We start from the raw sequence: 18,799 nt of genomic DNA, 5'->3' as shown, positions 1-18,799 counted from the left end.
ATGCCGTTCAAGCGGTTCCCCGGCCCTTCATTTGTTTTTGATGTATCCTCTTCTTGCATGTGCAAACTTCCGCCCTAACTGATATTTTATGCCTCCGGCGCCTGCCGTTATGCGAAATCAGTTGAATATCCTTTATCCGGCATATGAAAACTGCGCAACGAACGCTATATTGTACCAGAATAAATTACCACGTTATGAAATATCTTTTAAAAGTCTTTCTATTGGCGGCTTTGTGGCAACCGCTATGGGCGGCAGACAGCCCGCCCGCTACCTTTCTCCTGAAACCGGCCGCCCTGCAACAGGCGCAGCAACGGCTGCAGCAGGGAGACACCGCGCTGCAGCGTGCGCTGGGGGCCTTGCTGCGGAATGCGGACAAGGCGCTGCAGAACGGCCCCTATTCTGTAGTGTTCAAAAGCAAAACGCCTCCCGGCGGCACCAAACATGACTACATGAGCGTAGGCCCTTACTGGTGGCCGGACTCTACCAAACCAGACGGGTTGCCCTACATCCGGAAAGACGGCCAGGTGAACCCGGAGCGTTTTTCCATCCGCGATGCGGAATACCACAACGCCCTTTGCAAGGATGTGCTGACGCTGGGCCTGGCCTGGTATTATACCGGCAAAGCGGCATATGCCAATAAAGCCGCGGCCCTGCTCCGCACCTGGTTCATTGATGAGGCCACACGCATGAACCCCCATCTCAATTACGGCCAGGCTATTCCCGGCAGAACAAAGGGCAGGGGCATTGGCCTGATAGATACGCATAACCTCGCCAAGCTGATAGACGGCATCCAGCTCCTGAAAAACTCCACGGCCCTGCGCGCGGAAGATTACAAAGCCATACAGGCATGGTACACCGCCTTCCTCAACTGGATGCGCAACAGCCCCATCGGCAAAGATGAGGCAGACGAGCACAACAACCACGGTACCTGGTACGATGTACAAACCGTATCTATAGCCCTGTTTACCGGGCAGCCACAACTGGCCCGGCAGATGTTGCAGGAGCGGACCATGTCCCGCATAGAAAGCCAGTTGAAGGAAGACGGGAGCCAGCCGCATGAGCTGGCGCGCACGCTTTCATGGAGCTATTCTTCCATGAACCTGAAAGGCTTTTTTGAATTGGCGCTGCTGGCGGAGAATGTGAGCATAGACCTCTGGCATTATGAAACGCCCGGCCATAAAAGCATTCAGAAAGCCTTTACCTGGATGTTGCCCTTTGCCGCCGGTAAAAAGCCGTGGGAGCATCAACAGATCAAACCGGCAGACTATTCTACCTACCTGGAACTGGCGGCCGTAGCGCGGCAGCAGTACCCGGGTGTAGACCTGGCGCCGCTGTGGCAGCAGCGCGGGCAGGTAAAAGATGCGTATATGCTCCAGCTCACGGGCTGGACGTTCTGACTTTTTCAAACCCAATTAAAGATCCTGATATCATGAAAACAATATGGATGTTCCTGCTGCTCATCACCGGCAGCCTGCTGGCTGCCGCACAGGAAAAAGACCTGTTGAGCGGAAAATACGATGTAACGAAACTGGGGCAGCTGCTGACCCCGCAAGCCAAATGGGAACCCTTTCCCCGCCTGCAGAACAGGGCCGCCTGGGCTAAAGCTGATCAGGCCTCGGGAAAGGCCCTCATTGCCAAAGCGGAAGAGTATATGAATTATGAATGGCCTGGCATCCCCGCCACCAAATCGTTGCTCATAGCGCGCACCGGCAACCGCAGCGAGTATGAGGCCGTCAGTTTTAAAAAACGTGAAGTGCTGGGCACGCTGCTGTTTGCGGAAATATTCGAGAACAAGGGCCGCTTTATAGACCCCATCGTTAACGGTGTATGGTCTGTTTGTGAAGAGTCTTTCTGGGGCGTGAGCGCACACGTGCCGCGCGGCCCGCAGCATATGGGGCTGGTAGATGTATCTGCCCCCTTTGTAGACCTGTTTGCGGCAGAGACCGCTACCTTCCTGGCCTGGGTGGATTATTACCTGGGAGAGCAGCTGGATAAGGTGTCTCCCCAGATCAGGAAACGCATTTACTATGAAACCAACCGCCGCATTTTTGTGCCGCTCATGACCAATCACCATGGCTGGATGGGGAGCAAGACCGGCGGCAGGCGCCCCAACAACTGGAACCCCTGGATCTGCTCCAACTGGCTGAATGCCGTGCTGCTGCTGGAAAAGGACAATACTAAAAGAACGGCGGCCGTGCATAAGCTGCTGGGCGTGCTGGACAATTTCCTGAACCCGTACCCCGCAGACGGCGGTTGTGATGAAGGCCCTGGCTACTGGGGCGCGGCCGCGGCGTCTCTGTACGACAATGTGTCTATGCTCAACCTTGCCACCAACAACGCTTTTGACTACATGTACAGCAGCCCCAAATTCCGCAACATGGGGCAGTTCATTTACAAGGCGCAGATCAGTGAAAAATACTTCCTCAATTTTGCCGATGCCGTGCCTAAACCCGGCATGTCTGCCAGCATGATATACCGTTATGGTAAAGACATCAAAGACCCTGACATGATGAAATTCGGGGCGTACTACATGCAGGAGGGCGTGAAGGGCAGCATTGGCCGCTTTCATTTCTTCCGCAACTTCTTTTCACTTTTCATGCAGGATGAATTTGACCGTGCTGCCAAAGGATTGCCGCTGCCGGCAGATGTTTGGTGGCCAGACCTGGAAGTAATGGCCGCGCGTGACCATGCCGGGCGTACAGACGGTTTTTTTGTAGCCGCCAAAGGCGGGAATAACGATGAAAGCCATAACCACAACGATATAGGGAATTACGTGGTGTATTACAACGGTAACCCCGTGCTGATAGACATCGGCAGCGGTACCTATACCGCCCGTACCTTCAGCGGCCAGCGGTACGATATATGGTTCAACCGTTCGGACTACCACAACGTGCCCACCATCAACGGAAGGCCGCAGCAGGCCGGTGCAAAGTTCAAGGCCACGGGCGTAGCGTATAAGAACAGCAAAAGCTACAGCGAAATAAGCATGGACATTGCGGCTTCCTACCCGGAGCAGGCCGGCGTGCGCCAGTGGAAACGCAGCGTAAGGCTGAACAAAGGAAAGAACGTAGAAGTAAAAGATGTATACAAGATAGATAACATGCAAGGCTATACGCAGCACCTGATGACCTGCTTCCCCGTAGAGGTGGTACAACCCGGTACGCTGGTGGTGCATGCGGACAGGGACTTCTACGTACGGTATCCCGCCGCAAAATTCACGGTAAAAGTGGACCAGGTGGCTATGGATAATGAGGAAGACCAGGGTGTTAAACGCCAGTGGGGAGAGCATATTTACCGTATTAGCCTGGAGGCGGTCAACCCGGCCGCGGCGGGAGAGGTGAAGTTCACCATCGCCCCTGCTAAGCCGTAAAAGTTTATTTTTACGGAAATAAACTCCCATGCAGTCAGATCTCGAAAAAGAAAATGCTGCGCAGGCAGCGGTAGAGCTGGTAGTACCGGGCATGATCATTGGCCTGGGCACGGGCTCCACTGCTGCCTGCGCTGTTCATGCCATCGGCCGCCGGGTAAAGGAAGGGCTGTGCGTCCAGGCGGTGCCCACCTCCGCGCAAACGGCCGCCCTGGCGGAACAATATGGTATCCCGTTGTTGAGCATCGGTGCGGCGGGCACCATTGACCTTACCATAGACGGGGCAGACGAGTTTACCGAAAGTCTCCACCTGGTCAAGGGCGGCGGCGGGGCTTTGCTGAAAGAAAAGATCGTAGCTGTCAAATCCCGCCGCGTGGTCATTATTACCGATGCTTCCAAACGCGTAGCCGCATTGGGCAAGTTCTGGGTGCCGGTAGAAGTGGTGCCGGATGCCGCCGCATACGTGATGCGGCAACTGGCCGTACCGGGCGCGCTCCGGCAGAAAGACGGGCAACCGTTCGTAACGGAACAAGGCAATCACATTATTGACGCGGATTTTGGCCTGATCCAGGATGCCCCGGAACTGGACCGGTGGTTGAACAACATTGTAGGCGTGGTGGAGCATGGCCTTTTTGTAGGCATCGCTTCCAGCGTCATCATGGGAGAGGGCAGCGGGGTGAGGATTTTTGAAAGCTGAATAGTATTTTTACAAACATGAAACCAGACATCACCATATCATATTGCCCCAAATGCGGTTGGCTGCTGCGGGCGGCCTACATGGCGCAGGAACTGCTCACCACTTTTGAAGAAGACCTGGGAGGGGTTACCCTGCGGCCTTCTGAAATAGCCGGCAGCTACCAGGTATCGCTGAATAATGAAGTGATCTTTGACCGCAAGCGGGACGGGCATTTTCCTGACGTAAAGGAGCTGAAACAGCAGGTACGTGACCGCGTAAACCCCGGCAAGAGCCTGGGCCATGCAGACCGCAAGCCGGAAGGCTCACCGCCCGCCCAATAAGAACAGGCGGCCATCAGGATGCCGGTCACCGCGTCACGTCATCCGCAGGTTTTCTGTGCCCGGCGCCCAGCCATAACAGCGCATCCCTGATCATTTTTGCCTGCGTAGCGTTCCGGAACGTATAAGAAAGCGTGGCATTGGTCTTGTGCTCGTAGTCAATATCGTTATGCCCCATATTCACGTATAACATCCGGTATTTTTTGTTGCTCCACACCACAGGGTAATAACCGCTGTGCCATATCTCATGCTGTTTGGGGCCGGTACCCAGCGGAAAGCTGGCGGGGTGTATGGAGAGCAGTATCTCAATGTCAGGGTTCTGGCGGAGGTCGTTACTCCAGCGGTACCATTCATTGGGCGCGGAGCGGAACGTATCCGGCAGGTGGCGGGTAGCAGGGTGTTGTTTGTTCTCAACCTGCAGCACGGCGGCAGTGGGCCGCCAGGTATTGCTGCCGTATGAGCCGGCGCCGAGGAAGGTTTCGTGGTACCAGTCCCAGTTCTGCGGGTACTGAGAAGGGGTAAGGGCGAAGGCGGAAAAATGAAAGCCCAGCCATGCCCCGCCGTGCTGCATATACCGCTCAAAAGCCGCCCGTTGTGCCGCTCCGTCCGGCCGCGTATCCAGGAAAATGACCACCTGGTACCGGGAAAGGAAGGCATCGTTCATATTGTTCCAGTTGCTGGTAGTATCGTACACAAACCCTTCCCGGGCCGCCAGTGCGGCAAACCAGGGGTGGGCTTCCCGGATGAAGCTGATGTGCGCCTGATCGTGCCGGCCGGTAAAAAAGGCCACCGCCCTGAATTTGGGCTGCGCAAAGGCGGCGGTTGCGGAAAGTATGAAAAGAAGGAACGTGGATAACTGCTGTTTCATGTTCGTAAATTAATGCAATGTACAAAGCGGCCGTCAAAAAACTGCAGGCTGTGTACTCGTTTGTGGGTTGCCGCTTTGTTATGCATGGCTGTTCTCCAGCCAGCTTTTAAAATCCGCCACCCGCTCCCGGCTAATGATCACGTCTTCCTCAATAGCCGGGTGCAACTGCAGGATCAATCGGCTGTTGTAATACGCCGTGATCTTTTTAATAGCGTCTATGTGTATGATGAACTGGCGGTTGATGCGGAAGAACACATGCTTGTCCAGCAGCTTCTCCACCTGGTCTAGCGAATAGTCAAGCGGCATGCGCTGCCCGGAGAAGGTGGTGGCCCAGGTGGCGCCTTTGGTGAATTGCAGGTAAGCTATTTCTTTGGCCTTTACATAAATGAGCTGGTTGTTGAGCCGGCCAATGAAACGCGTATGGTCCCGCCGCATAAAGGCTTCTGCTATCTGTGAAATATCCAGGTTGTACTGCGGCGCGGGTTTGAACTGCTCGTATTTTTTCAGTGCTTTACTGAGGTCTTTGAAGTCTATCGGTTTCATCAGGTAGTCAATGCTGTTCACTTTGAAGGCCTGCAGGGCAAAACCGTCGTACGCCGTGGTGAAAATAATGGGCGTATGCACTTCCTGCTGGCTGAACAGCTCAAAGCAGTTGCCATCGGAAAGCTGTATGTCCATCAGCATCAGGTCTACCGGCTGGTGCTGCTCCATCCATGCCAGCCCCTGTGCCACAGACTCAATAATGGCCGTTACCGTAATGCCCGGGTCATACTTGTGCAGCAGCTGTATCAGCCGCTCGGCATTATGCATTTCGTCTTCAAAAATTACCACTTTCATAGCGTATAAATCACTGGTACTTTAACAATAAATGAATCGTTGCTCTGCTCTACGGCTATGCTTTTTCCCATGGTCAGCTCATACCGTTTGCGGATGTTCTCCAGCCCGATGCCGGAAGATGCGCTCTCCGGCAATATGCGGGCATTGATACGGTTGCTGAGGGTGAGGGAATTGTCTTCACTTTTCAGCGTGATCAGCAGCGGATCGTTCACAGAGAACCGGTTGTGCTTGATGGCATTTTCCACCAGCAGTTGCAGGGTGGCGGGCGGGATCATGCCTTTCTGCACCACTTTTTCATCCAGCTCCATGGTGAAACGGATACTGTCACGGTGGCGGATGCGGATCAGGAACAGGTAAGATTCCAGGAAGTCTAGCTCCACTTGTATGGGCACCAGGTTCTCAAATTTTTTGTCGAGAATATAACGGTACGTTTTGGCCAGCTGCGTGATGTAGTCCGCCGCAATATCCGGACTTTTGTACACCAGGTTGGTGAGCACGCTCAGCGAGTTGAAAAAGAAGTGCGGGTCTATCTGGTTGCGCAGCGCGTCATACTTGGCCTGTATGTTCTCGCGCATCAGCCTTTCGGTTTGCAACTGGTATTCCTGCCAGCCCCTGTAATAATAGATGATGCCGTTAAAGGTAAGCAGCAACAGGTAAAACATGAAGGTGCCGAAGTTGAGGTCATAGCTGAAGGCGGAGGCGCTTTCCCAGGCCTCGTAACGGTCAAACAGCAGGATGTCTGACCAGGCGTATATGAAACTGTAGAGGAAAGATACCAGCAGGCCGTACAGCAGCAGCGCTATGCCCATGATCATTACCCTGCCCGAAGGCTTGCGGCCGGCCGCTTTTTTTTCTACCACCCGGGCCAGCAGCACGGCGCCTTCCCAGGCCAGCAGGCCGTATATCACATAAAACAGGCTGAACACCTGGCCGCGCAGGTTAAAAACGCCAATGGCTTCCGTAAAGCTGAGGTCAAAAGATTTGAAGATGGTGCTGAAAATGTAAAGGATGACTATCCGCACCAGGTATTTGAACACGCCGCTTGAGAATAACCTTTCATTCTTTTGAAAATCCATTTTGCGCTGTTGATTCATATTAAATGTAGGCATTTTCCTCGAACCAGTTGAGCGCTTCGGCAATGGCCGTGTCTATAGGAGCGTATTGTAATTTCAGCTCCCGTTCGGATTTCTGGCCGCTGTAGTAGTTTTGCAGGCACAGCAGAAAAGCGGCGCTGTAGTTGAGCTTTTGCGTGGTGCCGGTAATTTTTCCAGCAAGGCTGCCGATGAGGCCGCCCAGCTTCAGCAGCAGCGGCGGTATCCTCACCATGAGCGCGGGTTTTCGCGTGTGGGCGTACAGCAGGTCAAAGAACTCGCGGTAGCTCAGGTTGGCGCCGGCCAGCAGGTAACATTCTCCCTGCTTGCCCAGTTGAATGGCATTGAGGATGCCCTTGCATACGTCATGGATGTGTACAAAGTTTTTGCCGCCCGGCGGGTAGAACAGTATTTTTTTATGCAGGCCGTACAACAGCAGTTTACCGGAACTGGGCTTGCTGTCATTCGGCCCTATCATGAAAGTAGGGTTGACCACCACCGCGTTGAGGCCGCGCCGTTCCACCTGCTCGAGCACGTATTGCTGCGCCAGGTATTTGCTGTTGATGTAGCCGGAGTTGGCATTGAACAGCGTGAAGCCGTTCAGCTCGTTGCCGGGCCGTTCCCTGGGACCGGGGCCAATGGTGTTGGCAGTGCTGACGTACACCAGTTTATCTACCTTGCTGCGCAGGCAGGCCTCTACCACATACTGCGTGCCGGTGAAATTGATGCGCTCGTATTCTTCAAAGCTGATGGCCCATTGCTCCGTAATGCAGGCGGTATGCACCACAATGCTGCAGCCTTCCATGGCCTGCAATACATCTTCCACCTTGTCAATACGCCCAAAGAATATTTCGCAGGGAATGTCTGCGATGCCTCTCAGGTCGGCAGACGGGCGTACCATGGCTTTCACCTCGTAGCCCATGCGGTACAGTTCCCGCGTGAGGTTGGCGCCCAGGAAACCATTGGCGCCTGTTACCAGCACTTTATGCATAACGGATCTCCTTTTTTACTTCCCGCGATACAATGCGCAATTTCCATTCCGCGGGCAGCAGGCTCATCAGCAGGTGATTCACCCGGTTCATGAAACCGGGTATGATGATGGGGCTGCCGGCCAGTGTTTTACGTACGGCCAGCTGCGCAATGGCGGTAGCGGTGAGCAAGCCCATTTTACCCTTGAGGCCCTGGCCTATGATGCGGCGGGAGGTCTGCGAATTGGTCATCATGGGGCCGGGATATACCACGCTGACAGACAGGCCCGTACCGACAAACTCCTCTTTCAGCCCCAATGAAAAGGAAGAAATGAAGGCTTTGGACGCAGGGTACACCGTTTTATAGGCAATGGGCGTAAAGGCCGCCATGCTGGAAATATTCATGATATAACTCTTTTGGTTCCGGAGCAGCAGCGGCATCATGAGCCGGGTGATCAGCGCGGTGCTGCGCACGTTCACCTGTATAATGCGGTCTATGCTTTCCACCGCCGTTTCCATCAGGGGAGAGGTACCGCCCACACCGGCGTTGTTGATGAGGAAGTCTACTTCGTACCGTTCGTTGATGTGGTGCAGGTGATGGTGGAGGGCGGGGCTGTCTGTCAGGTCAAACTCGAACACCTGTACGTCTACCCCGTACTGGAGGGCAATACTGCGGGCCAGGGAGGCCGTGTTCCCGCCCGGCAACGCCATCAGTATAATATGGCGGCCCATGGCGGCGCACTCTATGGCAAAGGCTTTACCCAAACCGGAGCTGGCGCCGGTGATCATGGTGTATTTCTTCATGGTACAAAAATGAATGCATTTATACAGGCCACCAGCAAATTTCTAACGAATTGTTGAGTTGCGGGGTTGAATTGTGGGGAAGAGGGGCCGGGCGGGATGTGCATGCCCCGCTTTCCGCGTTCCCGGACAACCCGTGTATCAAAACCGAACAAATTATCATAAAATAACATGTATAATGGACTTACCTGCCGTAGCCTGTATTTCTGGCATTTTGTTGGCGGTCACGGAGGGCATGATCAGGAATTACCTCAAGATTGCCTGGAGAAACCTCCTCAAGAACAAAACCTTCTCGTTCATCAATATAGCGGGGCTGTCTGTAGGCATGGCCGTGGCCCTGCTGATCGGTTTATGGATCAGGGACGAAGTGACGTACAGCCGCAATCACGATCATTACGACCGCATTGTGTCCGTAATGCAGCACCAGACCTTCAACGGCGTAAAAGGCGCGCAAACCGCGGTGCCCTACCTGTTGGGAGAGGAGCTGCGGGAAAAGTACGGCAGCGATTTCAAGTATATTTCCATGAGCTCGTGGACGTACGAGCATGTACTGCGCTTTAAAGACAACTTTATATTCAAAAAAGGCAATTTTTTTGAGCCTGACTTCCCGGAAATGATCACGCTCAACATGCTGAGCGGCACCAGGGCCGGGCTGAAAGACCCGTACTCCGTTATGCTGTCCGCCTCCACCGCTAAAGCGCTGTTCGGCCATGCCGATCCGTTAGACAAGGTGGTGAAGCTGGATAATGATACAGACCTGAAGGTAACGGGCGTATATGAAGACCTGCCCTATAACTCCGCTTTCCGCGATCTGGCTTTTATAGCGCCCTGGGAACTGGTGCTGATAAAAGAAACCTGGATACGGGAAATGGAAAACCCCTGGCGCTCCAACTTTATGCAGGCGTATGCGCAACTGGCAGACCATGCGGACCTTGACAAGGTATCCGCCAAAATAAAAGACCTGCGCCTCAACAAGGTACGGCCGGAAGAGCGGGTGTTCCAGCCGGAGGTGTTCCTGCACCCCATGAGCAAGTGGCACCTGTTCGCCAACTGGGAGAACGGCAAAAACACAGGTGGCCGCATTCAGTTTGTGTGGCTGTTCGGTATTATCGGCATATTTGTGTTGCTGCTGGCCTGTATCAATTTTATGAACCTGAGCACCGCCCGATCCGAAAAACGCGCCCGGGAAGTAGGCATCCGCAAGGCCGTAGGCTCCGTCAGGGGGCAGCTGGTGGCGCAGTTTTACAGTGAATCACTCCTGCTGGCGGCCATCGGCTTTGTGCTGGCGCTGGTGATGGTGCAGGCAGGTTTGCCCATATTTAATGAAGTGGCAGACAAAAAAGTAAGTATTCCTTACCATATGCCCGCCTTCTGGGCGGCCGGGCTGGGTTTTACGTTCTTCACCGGGTTGGTGGCCGGCAGTTACCCCGCGCTGTACTTGTCTTCCTTCCAGCCCATCAAGGTATTGAAAGGCACCTTCCGCGCGGGCCGCTACGCCGCCCTGCCCCGCAAGGCACTGGTAGTAGTGCAGTTTACCGTATCGGTCATACTCATTATAGGTACTATTGTAGTGTTCCGGCAAATCCACTACGCCAAAGACCGTCCCGTGGCCTACAGCCGGGAGGGCCTGCTGGCCGTGCCCATGAGTACGCCCGCCTTGCGTGACAGGTTTGACCTGCTCCGGGACGAGCTGCTGGCCACCGGCGCCGTTACCGCCGCGTCTTATTCGTCTACCGCTACCACGGGCATCAACGCCGTTAACAACGGCTACACCTGGAGAGACATGCAGCCTGGCGCGCAGGGTAACTTTGCGGCGGTAGACGTTTCGCATGACTATGGCAAAAGCGTGGGCTGGCAGATCATTGCCGGGCGTGATTTCTCGAAAGACTTTGCGTCAGACAGCACGGCCATCATCCTCAACGAATCTGCCGTCAGGTTCATGGGCCTTAAAAGCCCGGTAGGGGAAGTGGTGAAAAAAGACGGCAACGCCTTTACCGTAATTGGTGTGGTAAAAGACATGGTGATGCAATCCCCCTACGATCCTGTGTTCAGAACAATATTTGCGCTGGATGACAATAAAAGCATAATAAACGTGCGCATCAACCCCGCCAAACGCACTGCGGAAGCCCTGCCCGCCATAGAAGCGGTATTCAGGAAATTGAACCCCGGCGCTCCTTTCATCTATGAGTTCGCAGACCAGGTCTATGCCAAAAAATTTGATGCCGAGCAGCGCATCGGGCGGCTCTCCAGTTTCTTTGCCATCCTCGCCATTTTCATCAGCAGCCTGGGCCTGTTCGGCATGGCTTCTTTTATGGCGGAGCAGCGGGTAAAAGAAATTGGCGTGCGCAAGGTGCTGGGCGCATCGGTGTTCAACCTCTGGGGCCTGATGTCTAAAGACTTTGTGGCGCTGGTACTGATAGCGCTGGTAATTGCTGTGCCGCTGGGGTATTATTTTATGGACAAATGGCTGCTGCGGTACGAATACCGTACCGGCATTTCCTGGTGGGTCATTGCCGCCACCTGCCTGGGCGCCATTGCCATCACCCTGCTCACCGTCAGCTACCAGAGTATTAAAGCAGCTATGACTAATCCTGTAAAGAGTTTGCGGGCGGAGTAATATTTCGTAGATTTATAACCGTCACACTTTTTTACTGGTAGTAACACAAAGCATGAGCGGACCGGGATTCGGCACACAACTGTTATATACATCGTGGGCAAACAGGGCAGTATGGGCGGCAGTGGCCATTGTAATGGCATTGCGCCTGGTCTTTATCTGGGGCATGGGATTGATGCCGCAAGACGCCTACTATCATTTTTACGGTGAACATCCCGCCCTGTCTTACTTTGATCACCCCTCCGCCATAGCCTGGATGTTGAAGGCCTCCACCGCCATGTTCGGCAAAAAGGTATTTGCGCTGAAACTGGCGGATACGCTGGTCACCTTCGGTACCCTGCTCGTTTTTTACCATTTCTCCCGGCAGTTCCTGAGCCGGCAACGCAGCCTGAATGCCTTGCTGTTGCTGTATTCTACCTTGATGGTCACCATCCTGTCCCTGGTATCTACGCCTGATACGCCGTTGCTTTTGTTCTGGGCGCTGTCATTACTATGCCTGCATCGCGCGGTTTTCCTCCGTAAGCATATCTATTGGGCATGGGCCGGTATAATGATGGGTCTGGCCTTCAACAGCAAATACACCGCGCTGTTCCTCCCGCTGGGCACAGTGTTGTTCCTGCTGTGCAGCAGGCAGCACCGTTCCCTGCTGCTAACAGGCTGGCCCTGGTTGTGCATGCTGGTCTTTGCGCTGGCAAGCCTGCCGGTGGTGATATGGAACGTCAACAACGGTTTTGCTTCTTTCCGTTTCCAGTCTTCCGCCCGCGTGAGCAGCGGCCTGCAGCTCAATCCGCTGGACGTGCTGGGCGTAATAGGCCACCAGGCCGCCATCCTGATGCCCGTACTGCTGTTTGCGCTCGTGTATTTCCTGTACCGCTTGTTGCGCAAGTACGGCTTGCGTATTGGCCGCATCCCTCCCCGCCAGCTTTTCCTGCTGTGTTTTTTTGTGCCGGTGTTTGTGGGCTTTTTTGTGATATCTCCCGTTTATTGGGTGAAACTGAACTGGATGATGCCGGCCTACATCAGCGGCATCACCTGGGCGGCCACCTGGTTCCGCGGCAAATACCTCCGCTGGCAGTGGATGTGTTCCCTGGTGGTGCATCTGGCGCTGGCGGTAGAGATCCTCTTTTACCCGGTGCCGGTCAATTCTGATGACGTATGGGTGGGCTGGACGGGGCTGGCCCGCCAGGCAAAAGCATTGGAAAAACAATACCCTGCGGATTTCATCTTCTCCGCAGACGATTATAAGACCAGCGCTGTGCTCACTTTTTACCTGGATAGCCTGGTGTATTCCCGTAATGTACTGGGCATGCCCGCACTGCAATTCGACTACATCAAGGCAGATGTGGCCGCGCTGGCCGGGCGCAACGGTATTTTTATCAATTCCGTGCCGGACAATGTGCATGCCGCGGATGAAAAGGAGTTCACAAACGTGCTGCAGCAGTATTTTGACGCCGTTACCCCGTTGCAACCTGTTATCATCAGGAGGGGCAACCGCGTGATACGGACTTTCCTGGTGTACCGCTGCCTCAACTATCACCCGCCGCAGGGAAAATAAGAGGATGCCCCGCGCCAACCTGCACACTGTCTATCTTGCGGAGCACCCTCTGCCAACACCTAAGATCTTATAACCAGCTAACGGCACTTGAGTTTGCCGGGATGGTGAACTGCCGGCATCGGACTTTATCAAACCGAGGTAACATGCATATTGTTACGCAGCCTTTCTCCGGTACGCATAATAAAAGAACTGCGGCAGCACCAGCAAGCTCAGTATCATGCAGATGAGCAGGCCGCCCACTATCATGATGGCCAGCGGCTTCTGTATTTCAGACCCCATGCCTGCGGACAAGGCCGCGGGCAGCAGCCCCAGCGAGCCCATCACCGCTATCATGAACACCGGCCTGATGCGGTTGTACACCCCGTCTGCAATGGCCGGTTGCAGGGCCATGCCCCGCTGCAGGTTGCTTTTCATCACGGAGATGAGAATAATGCCGTCTATAGTGCCTACGCCGAACAATATAATGAACCCGATGCCTGCGGATATGCCGAAGATGGTACCGGTTACCCAGAGCGACAGGAAACCGCCCATAAACGCAAAGGGCAGGGTGGAAAGGGAAATGAGCGTGTCTTTCATATTGCCGAAGTTGATGTACAGCAAAAAGAAAATGAGCAGCAGCGAGAGGGGAACGATCACCATCAGGCGCTGCGTGGCCCGCTGCTGGTTCTCGAACTCTCCCGCCCATTCTATGCCGTAGGAGGGCGGCAGCTGTACATGTTTGCGCACCAGCGTTTGTGCTTCAGACACGGTGCCGCCCAGGTCCCGCCCGCGGATGGAGAAACCCACGGCAATATAGCGGCTGTTGCCTTGCCGGTAAATAAAAGCAGGGCCGGTGAAGAAGCCGATGTCCGCAATTTCGTAGAGGGGCACCTTGGTATCTCCCAGGGCGGGCACCAGGATGTTGGCGATCTCTTTTTCAGATTCGCGGTAAGGTTTGTCGTACCGGATACGGATATCGAACATGCGGTCGTTCTCATAAAAAGTAGAGGCCGCCTTGCCGCCAATGGCCATTTCCACCACGGCCTGCGCGTCTTGCATGCTTACGCCGTAGCGGGCCATGCGGCTTTCGCTGAGGCGGATGCGCAGCTCTGGCAGGCCAATGTTGCGGTAAATATTGAGGTCTGCAATGCCCCGTACGCTGCGCAATACATTGGCGACACTGTCTGCCGTCTGCTCCAGCTGATACAGGTCATCTCCGAATACTTTGACCACCAGTGAGCTTTTTACGCCGGCTACATATTCCGCCACGTTGTCCATGATGGGCTGGCTGAAGCTGAACACAATGCCGGGGTATACCTGCAGCACATCTTCCATTTCATGCAGCAGCACGTCTTTGCTGATCTTCCGGTTCCAGACGGAGGCGGGCTGCAACTGCACATGGAACTCGATGTTGAAAAACCCGGTAGGGTCTGTACCGTCATTGGGGCGCCCGGTTTGGGTGAGCACAAATTTCACTTCCTCAAATTCCTGCAACTGTTTTTTCATTTCCCGGGTGAGGCGTACAGACTCGTCCAGGTTCACGCTGTTGGGCAGTGTGGCCCTGATGTAAAGGGCGCCTTCGTTGAGCTGTGGGATAAATTCCGTGCCCAGCCGGCTGAAACCCAGCACGCAGGCGCCTAACAATACCACAAAGGCCGCAATGGTGGTCTTCCGGTGGCGGGACGCGAGGGAGAAGAGACGGAAAATGCCATTGCGGAAAAAATTGGTTACGGGGTTTTCCCGGTCTACCACGTTCTTGCGCAGCAGCACCTTGCACATGGCGGGTACATAGGTGAGGCTCAGGAGCAGCGCGCCCAGCAATGCATAACCCAGCGTAAAGGCAAGGGGGGAGAACATCTTGCCCTCTACTTTCTGGAAGGTGAAGATGGGCATCAGCGCTACTATCAGGATGATCTGCGCAAACAGGATGGATTTAGCCACGGAACGGGCATTGCGTTTAATGATACCCAGTTTGGATATGCCGTTAAAACGCTCCATGCCCAGCTGCCGCGCCTTTTTATCAAGCCCTACGAACACGTGCTCCACAATCACCATGGTGCCTTCCAGCAGCAGGCCAAAGTCTACCGCGCCAATGGAGATCAGGTTGGCGGACACGCCCTGTATGCGCAGCATCGTGAGCGCAAACAGGAAAGCCAGCGGTATGACGGAAGCTACTATCAGCGTGGTGCGCCAGTTGAACAGGAAGATGAACACTACTACAGACACCAGTATGATGCCTTCCAGCAGGTTGTGGGTAACGGTTTTTACGGTTTTGTCCACCAGTTCGGTACGGTCATGGAAGGCCTCTATTTTCACATCTTGCGGAAGGATGCGGTGGTTGAGGTCAGTGATCCTTTCCTTCAGCCGCTCCACTACCTGGCTGGGGTTTTCTCCGCGCAGCATCACCACAATGCCTTCCACCAGGTCATCCTCATCATCCAGCCCTACCTGGCCCAGCCGGGGTTTGGAAGAGGCTACCACTTCCGCCACGTTTTTCACCAGCACGGGCGTGCCTTTGATGTTCTTGATAAGGATGGCCTCAATGTCCGGTATCTTGTCCAGCAGCCCGATGCCGCGCACCACATAGGCCTGCGAGCTTTTCTGTATCACGTCTCCGCCTACGTTGATGTTGCTTTTGCTCACGGCTTCGTACACGTCCAGCGCGGTGAGGTCGTAGTTGGCCAGTTCCACGGGGTTCACCCGTATCTCGTAGATCTTTTCTTCCCCGCCAAAGCTCACCACGTCCGCCACGCCGGGCACGGCCACCAGCTCCCTTTCTATTACCCACTGCTGCAGGGCGAACAGCTCGCGGATGGGGCGTGGTTTGCTTTTGATCACGTACCGGAATATTTCGCCCGTGGCGCCGTAGGGCGGCTCTATTTCGGCGCTGGCGCCTTCCGGCAGCTCCACGCTGCGCATGCGGTTGGCGGCGTATTGCTGGGCATAGAAATCAGTGATATCGTCGTTGAAGTTCACCGTTACCACAGAAAGCCCGAAGAGGGAAATGGAGCGCACGTCTACCTTGCCGGGAATGGTGCTCATCTCTTTGGTCACTGGCAGTGTCACGAATTTTTCCATTTCTTCCGCGCTGCGCCCGGGCCATTGCGTAATAATGCGGGCGCGGGTGTTGGTAACGTCAGGATAGGCTTCTACCGGTGTGTTGAGATAGCTGATAATGCCGCCCATGGCCAGCAGGAAGGTGAAGAAAAATACCAGCACATGATTCTTCAACGAAAAGGTGACTATTTTTTCTACAAATTTTGTCATGGACTCATTTTACGGTTTGCGATTCCTTCAGCCGGTTGTAGATCAATAGCTGGTTGCGGGTAATGATGGTATCTCCTGCGCTGATGCCGTGTTTGACGAAGTAATGCTCCTTTGTCTGGAAAACCGGTTCCAGCGGCACGGCCTGCACATCACAGTCCCCATGGTATACCAGGGCGTAGTGCCGGTTGTTGTCAAACAGTACGGCCCGGGCGGGAACGGCCACAGCGGAGTCTTGCGCGGGCTGGTGTACGTTCACGTTCACCATCATGTCCGGCTTCAGCAGCAGGCCCTGGTTGTCTATTTTGATGATGGCCTTCAGCACTCTTTCTTCCGGGTCAAATACGTTAGACAGGCGGCTGATGCGCCCCTTAAAGGTTTTGCCGGGGTAGGCGGTGGTGGTAATATCTACCTGCTGACCAGCTCCCACGTTCTCTAACTGTCCCGCGTACACGCTGGCCTTCACCCACACCTGCTGCAGGCCGGAAAGCACAAAGAGGGGCTGCTGGCCGGCTTCCACCTGCCCGCCCGCTATCACGTTTTTCTCCACTACATACCCGTTCATGGCGGCATGTACCAGCAGCGCCCCTTTTTCCAGGCTGCCGCCGTAAAGGGCCAGCGTTTCGGTAATGCGGCGTATCTGCGTGCGCGCGGCGGCTACTTCCGTATTGACTTCCAGCAGGTCTTTATCTGCCGCCACACCGGTGGTGTGCAATGCCTCCGTAGCGGAGAACTTTCTTTCCGCCAGTTGCAGCCGTGCCTGCCCGTCTTGCAGCTCCGCGTGCAGGTTGCTCAGTTCCGCGCTTTTGACCTCCATCAGCAGCTGACCTTTTTTTACATAGTCCCCAAGGGTAAAATGCACCTGCTGCACCACGCCGCTCAGCAGGGGCACAAAGCGGTATACCTGGTCTTCATCATACCCCACCTTGCCGTTCAGCAGCAGGTTGGCATGCCATGGCTGCAGGGTAGCGGGCTCCAGGCTGATGCTTTTTTTCAGCTCCTGGCTAATGCAGGGCGGGGTAGCCGTATCCTGTTCTTCCTGTTGCCCTCCGCCACAGCCCGGCAGGGTGAGGGATAAGAGCAGAACGGCCGCTGCGGGCCATTTTATTGATGGTGTCATAGATCTGATCCGGTTAAGTAATTCAGTGATTCTTTAAGTGTGGCCACGCTGCGCACGGCCTGGTAGTACAATTGTTTGTTTTCGCGGAAGGAGGTGAAGAAGTCCAGGAACTCCAGCAGGCTGATGTTGCGCTGCATAAAGTTTAGAGTAAGCCCCTGCATGAGCACGTCCAGCCGGTGCAGGTAGGCCGTATCTATAGCGGTGGCGGCCTGCAGGGCATTTTGCAGGTCTGCAAAGGTCTTTGCCACGCTGTTGCCTGTTTCGCTGCTTTTATGGCGGTACGCCAGCTCGCTTTGCCGCACCTGCAGGCTGGCGGCCCTGATGTTACCTTTGTTGCGGTCAAAAAAGGGAAGGTCTACCGCTACGCCGAAGCCCACAAAATCAAGCATGGTACTGCCATTGCGGTCGTAAGACATATTGAACCGCAGGTCAGGCACACGTTTGCTGCGCTCCAGCGCATAGGCGGCTTCATTCATTTTAATGGCGGCGAGGGCGGTTTGCAGGGCAGGGTTGTGTTCTTCCGCGCTCCGCAGCAGGGCATGCAATGAAAGCTGCCGCAGCGCGCTGAAGTGCGGCTCACTGTCTTCCAATACCAGGTAACGTTCCGGTTCCAGGGCCATCAGTGTTTTTAATTGCTGCTGCTCTTCGCCCGCGGTGGCCTTCATATCGTTGATCTCCGCCCGCAGGGAGAATTGCAGCGCCCGCAGCCGCACCAGCTCCGCTTCCGGCACATTGCCCAGCGTGTACTGCGCGGTTTGCGCGTCCAGCAGCCGCGTTACCAGGGTTTGCTGCAACGTAAGGTCCTGCAGCAGGTGCTGGTGGTAGATGAGGCCGGCGGCCGTTTGCCTAAATTCAGCGCGCAAGGCGTACAGCAGGTCTGTAAAGCTGCGTTCCGCCAGGGTTTTGCTGCTGGCTTCCAGTTGAATGCTCTTTTGGCGTTTACGGGCTGTTTGCACCAGCTGCTCCAGTTGCATGGCAAACTGCTGGTTCTTTCCCCAGCCGTTCCGGAATGGCGGGCTTACTTCTGCACCGCCGGTCTGGCGGGCGGTGGCCCAGAGGTTCACTTCATCTACTGTAAAAGAAGGGTTGGGCCATGCTTTGGCCTGCAGTATGTGCGCTTCCGCCTGGTCAATATTGAGCTTTTCCGCCAGCAGTAGCAGGTTGTTCTGCAGGAATATTTTTTCAGCTTCCTGCACGCTGTAGCGCAGCGTGTCCGCGGGCGCCTGTGCGGCGGCGGTACTGGCAAGCAGCAGTAAAAGCCCTGTCCATATAATGCGCTTTGTTGGTTGTAGCGGCATGTGCCAAGTGTTGGTCTCCATCA

Annotated in this window: 14 protein-coding genes; 6 read left to right on the top strand and 8 right to left on the bottom strand. The window is 55.0% G+C overall.

Annotation, left to right across the window (positions count from 1 at the left end; all coding sequences use genetic code 11):
• Positions 1-194: 194 nt before the first annotated feature.
• Genes D3A97_RS18895 through D3A97_RS18880 form a run of 4 tightly spaced genes read left to right on the top strand, consistent with a single transcriptional unit; the run spans position 195 to position 4,384 of the window.
• The gene (locus D3A97_RS18895; RefSeq protein WP_119080069.1) at positions 195-1,397 is read left to right on the top strand and encodes an alginate lyase family protein; all 1,203 of its coding nucleotides are present in this window, start codon (positions 195-197) and stop codon (positions 1,395-1,397) included.
• 32 nt (positions 1,398-1,429) lie between these two features.
• Positions 1,430-3,370, top strand: a complete 1,941-nt coding sequence (locus D3A97_RS18890; RefSeq protein WP_119080068.1) for a heparinase II/III domain-containing protein — start codon at positions 1,430-1,432, stop codon at positions 3,368-3,370.
• A 28-nt stretch (positions 3,371-3,398) separates the two neighbouring features.
• Positions 3,399-4,064, top strand: coding sequence for a ribose-5-phosphate isomerase RpiA (gene rpiA / locus D3A97_RS18885; protein ID WP_119080067.1), 666 nt, complete (start codon positions 3,399-3,401; stop codon positions 4,062-4,064).
• Positions 4,065-4,081: 17 nt separating this feature from the next.
• Positions 4,082-4,384 carry an Rdx family protein gene (locus D3A97_RS18880; RefSeq protein ID WP_119080066.1) on the top strand — a complete coding sequence of 101 codons (303 nt, stop codon included), beginning with the start codon at positions 4,082-4,084 and terminating at the stop codon, positions 4,382-4,384.
• Positions 4,385-4,409: 25 nt separating this feature from the next.
• On the opposite strand, the gene D3A97_RS18875 is transcribed toward D3A97_RS18880, so the two are convergent.
• The 5 genes from D3A97_RS18875 to D3A97_RS18855 all read right to left on the bottom strand — a co-directional run bounded on the left by D3A97_RS18875 (position 4,410) and on the right by D3A97_RS18855 (position 8,949).
• Complete coding sequence (locus D3A97_RS18875; RefSeq protein WP_119080065.1) at positions 4,410-5,249, bottom strand: ThuA domain-containing protein; 840 nt, start codon at positions 5,247-5,249, stop codon at positions 4,410-4,412.
• Positions 5,250-5,327: 78 nt separating this feature from the next.
• Positions 5,328-6,086 carry a LytR/AlgR family response regulator transcription factor gene (locus tag D3A97_RS18870; protein ID WP_119080064.1) on the bottom strand — a complete coding sequence of 253 codons (759 nt, stop codon included), beginning with the start codon at positions 6,084-6,086 and terminating at the stop codon, positions 5,328-5,330.
• Positions 6,083-7,162 (bottom strand): sensor histidine kinase, encoded by a 1,080-nt coding sequence (locus D3A97_RS18865; RefSeq protein WP_198674068.1) that lies wholly within the window; start codon positions 7,160-7,162, stop codon positions 6,083-6,085. Before D3A97_RS18865 ends, D3A97_RS18870 begins: the two co-directional genes overlap by 4 nt.
• Before the next feature lie 19 nt (positions 7,163-7,181).
• Positions 7,182-8,168, bottom strand: a complete 987-nt coding sequence (locus tag D3A97_RS18860; RefSeq protein WP_119080062.1) for an NAD-dependent epimerase/dehydratase family protein — start codon at positions 8,166-8,168, stop codon at positions 7,182-7,184.
• Positions 8,161-8,949: an SDR family NAD(P)-dependent oxidoreductase gene (locus tag D3A97_RS18855; protein WP_119080061.1), complete on the bottom strand. Its 789-nt coding sequence runs from the start codon at positions 8,947-8,949 to the stop codon at positions 8,161-8,163. The genes D3A97_RS18860 and D3A97_RS18855 overlap by 8 nt, the downstream gene beginning before the upstream one ends.
• Before the next feature lie 175 nt (positions 8,950-9,124).
• Here D3A97_RS18855 and D3A97_RS18850 point away from each other — a divergent pair, with 175 nt between their 5' ends.
• Positions 9,125-11,563 (top strand): ABC transporter permease, encoded by a 2,439-nt coding sequence (locus D3A97_RS18850; RefSeq protein WP_232826015.1) that lies wholly within the window; start codon positions 9,125-9,127, stop codon positions 11,561-11,563.
• Positions 11,564-11,615: 52 nt separating this feature from the next.
• A complete protein-coding gene (locus tag D3A97_RS18845; RefSeq protein ID WP_119080059.1) occupies positions 11,616-13,115 on the top strand; it encodes an ArnT family glycosyltransferase in 1,500 nt (499 codons plus the stop codon).
• Between the two features lie 153 nt (positions 13,116-13,268).
• On the opposite strand, the gene D3A97_RS18840 is transcribed toward D3A97_RS18845, so the two are convergent.
• From D3A97_RS18840 to D3A97_RS18830, 3 genes are read right to left on the bottom strand one after another with little or no spacing between them, the layout of a single operon-like run.
• Complete coding sequence (locus D3A97_RS18840; RefSeq protein ID WP_119080058.1) at positions 13,269-16,361, bottom strand: efflux RND transporter permease subunit; 3,093 nt, start codon at positions 16,359-16,361, stop codon at positions 13,269-13,271.
• Positions 16,362-16,365: 4 nt separating this feature from the next.
• On the bottom strand, positions 16,366-17,478 hold the full coding sequence (locus D3A97_RS18835; RefSeq protein WP_119080057.1) for an efflux RND transporter periplasmic adaptor subunit: 1,113 nt from the start codon (positions 17,476-17,478) through the stop codon (positions 16,366-16,368).
• A complete protein-coding gene (locus D3A97_RS18830) occupies positions 17,475-18,776 on the bottom strand; it encodes a TolC family protein (RefSeq protein ID WP_198674067.1) in 1,302 nt (433 codons plus the stop codon). The genes D3A97_RS18835 and D3A97_RS18830 overlap by 4 nt, the downstream gene beginning before the upstream one ends.
• Positions 18,777-18,799 lie beyond the last annotated feature (23 nt).

It is taken from the genome of Chitinophaga alhagiae, from assembly GCF_003568665.1.
GTDB lineage: Bacteria > Bacteroidota > Bacteroidia > Chitinophagales > Chitinophagaceae > Chitinophaga > Chitinophaga alhagiae.
This window is presented reverse-complemented; position numbering and strand designations above follow the sequence as displayed.